The 3,269-nt window shown below is 70.4% G+C and carries 1 protein-coding gene and 1 pseudogene; both read left to right on the top strand.

All coding sequences use genetic code 11. The features are described from left to right. Positions 1 to 769: pseudogene (locus G6R24_RS19640) on the top strand (hypothetical protein); the annotation flags it as partial. A 5-nt stretch (positions 770 to 774) separates the two neighbouring features. Then, the coding region (locus G6R24_RS19635) for an ABC transporter permease (RefSeq protein WP_163550643.1) at positions 775 to 3,269 on the top strand (2,495 nt) is incomplete at its 3' end.

Here is a 3,269-nt window from a genome sequence, read left to right as displayed (position 1 = left end):
CGGCCCGCGCACCGCCGAGAACGCCCCCCGCGACTACGACGACCGGCGTGCCGGCGGCGAGTACGACGACCGGGATCGCGACGACCGATACGGCGATCGGCGTGCCGGCGGCGGCTACGACCCGCGTGAGCAGGACGAGTACGACCGCCGTGCGGGCGGCGGGTACGGCCAGGCCGACGGTTCGTACGAGGCCGAGCCCGTCGGCCATCGCGGGACGCCCGCACCCGCGCGACCCGACCACACCGCCTACCCCGCCGAGCCCGGGAGCTACGGCTCGCCCACGGGCGAGTACCCGTCGGTCATGGGCGGTTACGCCGGTGGCGTCGACACCGCCGGCTATCCGTACCCGGACCAGAGGTACGACGACGAACGCCAGCGTTACGCCACCCCGGACCCGGGCTACGCCGAGCCCGACCCGGGATTCACCAGAGCGGATCCGCGACCCCTCGAGGCTGGTCAGGGATACCCCGGGCCGGATCCTCGGTACGCCGGGCCGGACCCGCGTGTCCCCGGGCCGGACCCGCGATATCTCGGGCCGGACCCGAGGTACGCCGACGGCGGCGCATCCGGCGGCTACGCCGGGACGTACGACAACCCTGACCGCGGCCGGGGCGGTCCGGACGGTCGAGGTGGTCCGGACGGTCGAGGTGGCGGGGATGTCACGGTCGACGGTGAAGATGTCACTTTCGGCGAGGTCGGCGACCTCTACCGGGACGGGGGGCGGCGACGGCATCGCTCCGGCGGGTCGCAGTCAGCCGAGTGGGCCTGAGCCAGATGCTGCGTGCGACCTTCAAGAGCCTGCTGGCCCGCAAGACGCGGTTGGCGCTGTCGATGCTGGCTGTCGTCGTCGGGGTGAGTTTCGTCACCGGCACGCTGGTCCTCACCGACACGCTGAACAAGACCTTCGACAGCCTGTTCGCGGGCATCGACAAGAACGTCAGCGTCGCGGTACGAGCGGTCAACCAGATCGACGCGTCCAGCGAGGCCGGCCGTCCACCGGTGCCGGCCTCGATCGTGGCCACCCTGGCGAAGGTGGACGGGGTGCGTGCCGCGACCGGCTCCGTGCAGGGCCAGGCGGTGCTGATCGACCCGCGGACCGGCAAACCCGCGGGCGGTAACAACGCTCCACCGGGCATCGGTGCGAACTGGACCGGGGGCGACCCCACGTCCACCCAGGAGATCGTGACCGGGCGCGCCCCGAAGACCGGCGAGATCGTGGTGGACGGGTCCACCGTCCACTCGATGCACCTGGCGCTCGGCGCTCGGATCGCCGTCCAGACCAAGGGCGCCCCCGCGACCTACACACTGGTCGGCACGTTCAGGATCGGCGGCCAGGACGGTCTCGGTGGTGCGGCCGTGACGGCGTTCGACACGGCCACCGCCCAGCGGGTGCTGCTCGCCCCGGACCAGTTCAACGCGGTACATCTCGCGGCCGCGCCCGGACTCGGCCAGGAGGAGCTGCGGGCCCGGATCGCCGCTACCCTGCCCGCCGGCGTCCAGGCCATCACCGGCAAACAGCTCGCGGACGAGAACGCCAGCGCCATCCAGCAGGCCATCGGCGGCTTCTCCACCTTCCTGCTGATCTTCGCGGCGATCTCGGTGTTCGTCGGGGCGTTCATCATCTTCAACACGTTCACGATGCTCGTCGCCCAGCGGGTACGGGAGCTGGCACTGCTGCGCGCCATCGGGGCCAGCCGACGTCAGGTCCAGCTGTCCCTGCAGGTCGAGGCGGCCCTGGTCGGTGCCGCCGGGGCGACCGTGGGGCTCGTGTTCGGCGCGGGCCTGGCCGTGCTGCTGCGCACGGCCGTGGGCGCGTTCGGCGTCGACCTGCCCAGCGGATCGCTGGTCTTCGAAACCCGCACGATCATCATCGCCTACGCCGTCGGCATCGTGATCACCTCGGTGGCGGCGTTCGTTCCCGCGCGTAAGGCCGCGTCGGTTCCACCGATCGCGGCGATGCGGGACACCTACGTGCTGCCCACGCGTTCGCTGCGGCTGCGGGCGATCTCGGGGCTGGTGCTGACCGGGCTGGGCGTGCTCCTGCTGGCAGTGGGCGCCGCCTCGGCGGGGAAGTCCGCGGCCGGGGCGGTCGGCGGCGGTGCCGCGGCGATCTTCCTCGGGGTGGCGACGCTGTCGCCGTTGCTGTCCGTCCCGGTGATCCGGGTACTCGGACGCCCCTTCGTCGCCGCGTTCGGCACCACCGGGCATCTCGCCCGGCAGAACGCGATGCGCAACCCACGCCGCACAGCGTCCACCGCCTCCGCCCTCATGATCGGCCTGGCCCTGGTCAGCGCGTTCTCGATTCTCGGCCAGTCCATCAAGGAATCGGTGCGCACCACGGTGCAGAACAGCCTCGGCGCCGACTACTACCTGACCGCCAAGGGATTCGGTACCGGCTTCAGCGGCCAGGTCGCCCGTGACATCGCCACCCGCCCCGGTGTCGGCGTGGCCACCGGCCTGCGCGGTGGCCACGCGAAAGTCGAAGGAAAAACCGTTCAGCTTCTCGCCGGCGACCCCGCCGGTCTGCTCCAGGTTCTCGCCATCAAAAAGGTGGACGGCGACCTGCACAACCTCAACGACCACACCCTGCTGGTGGACGAAGCCACCGCCACCGACCGTCACCTTCGCGTCGGCCAGGCAGTAACCGTCACCTACCCCGACGGCACCGACAAACTGACCGTCGCCGGCATCTACAAGAAGAGCCAGGTCGCCGGCTCCTGGATCGTCTCCACCGGTCAGTACGCCCGGCATTCCACCCAGGACCTCGACCTTTTCGTTCTCGTCAAACGGGCGAATGGTGCCGATCCGGCCGCCGTGCGCGCCGTCATAGACACGGCGGTGAAGCCCTACGCCACCGTCGAGGTCCGCGACCAGTCCGAGTTCGTCGCCCAACAGGAAAAACAGGTCGATCAGCTGCTCGGCTTCATCTACGTACTCCTCGCGCTCGCCGTCATCATCGCCCTTTTCGGCATTGTCAACACCCTGGCCCTGTCCGTGATCGAACGGACCCGGGAAATCGGCCTGTTGCGGGCCGTCGGTATGTCCCGCCGCCAGATGCGCGCCATGGTCGTCATGGAGTCGACCATCATCTCGGTCTTCGGTGCCGTACTCGGCGTCGCCGTGGGCAGCGTCTTCGGCTGGGCCCTCACCAAGGCACTCGCAAGCCAGGGCATCAGCACCTTCGCCTACCCCTCCCCCACCATCATCACGGTGATCGGCGTCGGCATCCTGCTGGGCGTCCTGGCCGCCGTCTTCCCCGCCCTGCGCGC

It is taken from the genome of Candidatus Frankia nodulisporulans, assembly GCF_902806475.1.
Lineage (GTDB): Bacteria > Actinomycetota > Actinomycetes > Frankiales > Frankiaceae > Frankia > Frankia umida.
Note: the sequence above shows the minus strand (reverse complement) of the source record. Positions and strands in the feature narration are given on the sequence as shown.